Origin of the sequence: Paraburkholderia lycopersici (assembly GCF_900096975.1) — a bacterium.
GTDB classification, from domain to species: Bacteria; Pseudomonadota; Gammaproteobacteria; order Burkholderiales; family Burkholderiaceae; genus Paraburkholderia; species Paraburkholderia lycopersici.
This window is the reverse complement of record NZ_FMYQ01000061.1, coordinates 1-5,423: the sequence shown is the minus strand read 5'-3', so window position 1 is coordinate 5,423 and position 5,423 is coordinate 1. Positions and strand designations below refer to the sequence as shown.

2 tRNA genes and 3 rRNA genes are annotated in these 5,423 nt (G+C 54.8%); all 5 read right to left on the bottom strand.

Annotated elements, in window-relative coordinates:
* Nucleotides 1–5 precede the first annotated feature (5 nt).
* The 5 genes from rrf to BLU17_RS31840 all read right to left on the bottom strand — a co-directional run bounded on the left by rrf (nt 6) and on the right by BLU17_RS31840 (nt 5,231).
* Nucleotides 6–119, bottom strand: a 5S ribosomal RNA gene (rrf, locus tag BLU17_RS31860).
* 158 nt (nt 120–277) lie between these two features.
* Nucleotides 278–3,158 (bottom strand): 23S ribosomal RNA (locus BLU17_RS31855).
* A 286-nt stretch (nt 3,159–3,444) separates the two neighbouring features.
* Nucleotides 3,445–3,520 (bottom strand) — tRNA-Ala (locus tag BLU17_RS31850).
* A 37-nt stretch (nt 3,521–3,557) separates the two neighbouring features.
* A tRNA-Ile gene (locus BLU17_RS31845) sits at nt 3,558–3,634 on the bottom strand.
* 66 nt (nt 3,635–3,700) lie between these two features.
* A 16S ribosomal RNA gene (locus BLU17_RS31840) occupies nt 3,701–5,231 on the bottom strand.
* Together the 16S, 23S and 5S rRNA genes with 2 tRNA genes alongside form the textbook arrangement of a ribosomal RNA operon.
* Between the last annotated feature and the right edge of the window lie 192 nt (nt 5,232–5,423).

The following is a 5,423-nucleotide window of genomic DNA, read 5'->3' as shown; positions in this document are numbered from 1 at the left end:
GAGGAGCCTGACGATTACCTACTTTCACACGGGCAATCCGCACTATCATCGGCGTGGAGTCGTTTCACGGTCCTGTTCGGGATGGGAAGGGGTGGGACCGACTCGCTATGGTCATCAGGCATGACGGGTTGCTGCGTCGCGGGTGAGCGCGCCACAGCCAATCTGGAAGAAGCGTAAAGAGGCTCTGGTGAATCGGGGCTGTGCTGTTTCTGGCACAACACATGATCTCGACCTGTGTGTCCTGCTCTCCGCAGCGGGAGGGAGGCACACCTGTTATAGGATCAAGCCTTACGGGCAATTAGTATCAGTTAGCTTAACGCATTACTGCGCTTCCACACCTGACCTATCAACGTCCTGGTCTTGAACGACCCTTCAAGGGGCTCGAAGCCCCGGGGAAGTCTCATCTTGAGGCGAGTTTCCCGCTTAGATGCTTTCAGCGGTTATCTCTTCCGAACATAGCTACCCGGCGATGCCACTGGCGTGACAACCGGTACACCAGAGGTTCGTCCACTCCGGTCCTCTCGTACTAGGAGCAGGCCCCCTCAAACTTCCAGCGCCCACGGCAGATAGGGACCAAACTGTCTCACGACGTTTTAAACCCAGCTCACGTACCTCTTTAAATGGCGAACAGCCATACCCTTGGGACCGGCTACAGCCCCAGGATGAGATGAGCCGACATCGAGGTGCCAAACACCGCCGTCGATATGAACTCTTGGGCGGTATCAGCCTGTTATCCCCAGAGTACCTTTTATCCGTTGAGCGATGGCCCTTCCATACAGAACCACCGGATCACTATGACCTGCTTTCGCACCTGTTCGACTTGTGGGTCTCACAGTCAAGCACGCTTATGCCATTGCACTATCAGCACGATTTCCGACCGTACCTAGCGTACCTTCGTACTCCTCCGTTACCCTTTGGGAGGAGACCGCCCCAGTCAAACTGCCTGCCATGCACTGTCCCCGATCCGGATTCACGGACCAGGGTTAGAACCTCAAACAGATCAGGGTGGTATTTCAAGGACGGCTCCACGCAGACTGGCGTCCACGCTTCACAGCCTCCCACCTATCCTACACAAACCGGTTCAAAGTCCAATGCAAAGCTGCAGTAAAGGTTCATGGGGTCTTTCCGTCTAGCCGCGGGGAGATTGCATCATCACAAACACTTCAACTTCGCTGAGTCTCGGGAGGAGACAGTGTGGCCATCGTTACGCCATTCGTGCAGGTCGGAACTTACCCGACAAGGAATTTCGCTACCTTAGGACCGTTATAGTTACGGCCGCCGTTTACCGGGACTTCAATCAAGAGCTTGCACCCCATCATTTAATCTTCCGGCACCGGGCAGGCGTCACACCCTATACGTCCACTTTCGTGTTTGCAGAGTGCTGTGTTTTTATTAAACAGTCGCAGCCACCAGTTTATTGCAACCCCTTCACCCTCTGCGCGCAGGCGCATCAAGCTACAGGGGCGTACCTTATCCCGAAGTTACGGTACCAATTTGCCGAGTTCCTTCTCCCGAGTTCTCTCAAGCGCCTTAGAATACTCATCTCGCCCACCTGTGTCGGTTTGCGGTACGGTCAATGTGAAACTGAAGCTTAGAGGCTTTTCCTGGAACCCCTTCCAGTTGCTTCTCCACCGAAGTGGATGGCCTCGCACCCTTGAATCCTGCGCCCGGATTTGCCAGAGCGCCTTCTCCAATGCAAGGACCGGGACTTCCAACACCCGGACAACCTTCCGCGATCCGTCCCCCCATCGCATTTCACACTGGTACAGGAATATTGACCTGTTTCCCATCAGCTACGCATTTCTGCCTCGCCTTAGGGGCCGACTCACCCTACGCCGATGAACGTTGCGTAGGAAACCTTGGGCTTACGGCGAGGGGGCCTTTCACCCCCTTTATCGCTACTCATGTCAGCATTCGCACTTCCGATACCTCCAGCACACTTTCCAGTGCACCTTCGCAGGCTTACGGAACGCTCTCCTACCATGCACACTAGTGTGCATCCGCAGCTTCGGTATATGGCTTAGCCCCGTTACATCTTCCGCGCAGGACGACTCGATCAGTGAGCTATTACGCTTTCTTTAAAGGGTGGCTGCTTCTAAGCCAACCTCCTGACTGTTTTAGCCTTCCCACTTCGTTTCCCACTTAGCCATATTTGGGGACCTTAGCTGGCGGTCTGGGTTGTTTCCCTCTTGACACCGGACGTTAGCACCCGATGTCTGTCTCCCGTGATTGCACTCTTCGGTATTCGGAGTTTGCTATGGCGACGTAATCCGCAATGGACCCATCAACCATGACAGTGCTCTACCCCCGAAGGTGAGACACGAGGCACTACCTAAATAGTTTTCGGAGAGAACCAGCTATTTCCAGGTTTGTTTAGCCTTTCACCCCTATCCACAGCTCATCCCCTAACTTTTCAACGTTAGTGGGTTCGGTCCTCCAGCACGTGTTACCGTGCCTTCAACCTGGCCATGGATAGATCACCTGGTTTCGGGTCTACACCCAGCGACTGGACGCCCTGTTCGGACTCGCTTTCGCTACGCCTGCCCTATCCGGTTAAGCTCGCCACTGAATGTAAGTCGCTGACCCATTATACAAAAGGTACGCCGTCACCCCTTGCGAGGCTCCGACTGTTTGTATGCATGCGGTTTCAGGATCTGTTTCACTCCCCTCCCGGGGTTCTTTTCGCCTTTCCCTCACGGTACTGGTTCACTATCGGTCGATCACGAGTATTTAGCCTTGGAGGATGGTCCCCCCATCTTCAGACAGGATTTCACGTGTCCCGCCCTACTTGTCGCATACCTAGTTCTTCCAGACTGTTTTCGCCTACGGGGCTATCACCCGCTATGGCCGCACTTTCCAGAGCGTTTGGCTAACAGTTCAGATAAAGAATGCAGGCTGGTCCCATTTCGCTCGCCACTACTCTGGGAATCTCGGTTGATTTCTTTTCCTGCGGCTACTTAGATGTTTCAGTTCGCCGCGTTCGCTTCTCATGGCCTATGTATTCAGCCACGGATACTCCATTCGGAGTGGGTTTCCCCATTCGGACATCTCCGGATCAAAGCTTGTTTGCCAGCTCCCCGGAGCTTTTCGCAGGCTACCGCGTCCTTCATCGCCTGTGATCGCCAAGGCATCCACCACATGCACTTGTTCGCTTGACCCTATAACGGGTGTGTCTCATCCAGCACACACTCGCTACAGGCTGAGTTTTCGCGTTGTGCCGTATTCCAAAGCCCTCTTTCGAGGAACTTAAAAATACATCGATACAATCACAACCCTGATTCACCTACTCCACACCCATCTCGAGGTGTGTTTCAGACAAATCTCTTTACTACTTCTTCCTGATTGTTAAAGAACGACAGCCGATACAGTTTCCTGCATCGCCCTGACTGGCTCAATCGCCAATGCGCAGCCTTCTGCCACCGCAGAGCGCTGTGCATTGAGGATTGGTGGAGGCAGACGGGATCGAACCGACGACCCCCTGCTTGCAAAGCAGGTGCTCTCCCAGCTGAGCTATGCCCCCCAAGGGCCTTCTCCGGGGACTGTCCGTCCAGACCAGTTGGTGGGTCTGGATGGATTCGAACCATCGACCCCCGCCTTATCAAGACGGTGCTCTAACCGACTGAGCTACAGACCCCTGAGTCTGTCTTTTCTACAGCCGACAAGTGTGAGCGCTTTAAACGCAGCGGGCGATGAGCTCTGGAAAGGAGGTGATCCAGCCGCACCTTCCGATACGGCTACCTTGTTACGACTTCACCCCAGTCATGAATCCTGCCGTGGTGACCGTCCTCCTTGCGGTTAGACTAGCCACTTCTGGCAAAACCCACTCCCATGGTGTGACGGGCGGTGTGTACAAGACCCGGGAACGTATTCACCGCGGCATGCTGATCCGCGATTACTAGCGATTCCAGCTTCACGCAGTCGAGTTGCAGACTGCGATCCGGACTACGATCGGTTTTCTGGGATTGGCTCCACCTCGCGGCTTGGCAACCCTCTGTTCCGACCATTGTATGACGTGTGAAGCCCTACCCATAAGGGCCATGAGGACTTGACGTCATCCCCACCTTCCTCCGGTTTGTCACCGGCAGTCTCCCTGGAGTGCTCTTGCGTAGCAACTAGGGACAAGGGTTGCGCTCGTTGCGGGACTTAACCCAACATCTCACGACACGAGCTGACGACAGCCATGCAGCACCTGTGTTACGGCTCCCTTTCGGGCACTTCCACCTCTCAGTGAAATTCCGTACATGTCAAGGGTAGGTAAGGTTTTTCGCGTTGCATCGAATTAATCCACATCATCCACCGCTTGTGCGGGTCCCCGTCAATTCCTTTGAGTTTTAATCTTGCGACCGTACTCCCCAGGCGGTCAACTTCACGCGTTAGCTACGTTACCAAGCCAATGAAGGCCCGACAACCAGTTGACATCGTTTAGGGCGTGGACTACCAGGGTATCTAATCCTGTTTGCTCCCCACGCTTTCGTGCATGAGCGTCAGTATTGGCCCAGGGGGCTGCCTTCGCCATCGGTGTTCCTCCACATCTCTACGCATTTCACTGCTACACGTGGAATTCCACCCCCCTCTGCCATACTCCAGCGATGCAGTCACCAATGCAGTTCCCAGGTTAAGCCCGGGGATTTCACATCGGTCTTACATCACCGCCTGCGCACGCTTTACGCCCAGTAATTCCGATTAACGCTCGCACCCTACGTATTACCGCGGCTGCTGGCACGTAGTTAGCCGGTGCTTATTCTTCCGGTACCGTCATCCCCCTCCGGTATTATCAGAAAGGATTTCTTTCCGGACAAAAGTGCTTTACAACCCGAAGGCCTTCTTCACACACGCGGCATTGCTGGATCAGGGTTGCCCCCATTGTCCAAAATTCCCCACTGCTGCCTCCCGTAGGAGTCTGGGCCGTGTCTCAGTCCCAGTGTGGCTGGTCGTCCTCTCAGACCAGCTACGGATCGTCGGCTTGGTAGGCCTTTACCCCACCAACTACCTAATCCGCCATCGGCCGCCCCAATAGCGCGAGGCCCGAAGGTCCCCCGCTTTCATCCAGAGATCGTATGCGGTATTAATCCGGCTTTCGCCGGGCTATCCCCCACTACTGGACACGTTCCGATGTATTACTCACCCGTTCGCCACTCGCCGCCAGGCCGAAGCCCGCGCTGCCGTCCGACTTGCATGTGTAAGGCATGCCGCCAGCGTTCAATCTGAGCCAGGATCAAACTCTTCAGTTCAAACCTGTTACTGTTTTCTGTCCTCTCGGACAGGTCGCTCACTCAAAGCTGACAGGTCCTGAATCAATTCAGAAACCTGACTTACTCTAGTGTGAGACTCTTGATACTTTTGCTGCTCCCGGCCGCCCAGAAGGACTGCCGGGTCGCCGCCGCATCAAGCGCCCACACTTATCGGCTGTAAATTTTTAAAGA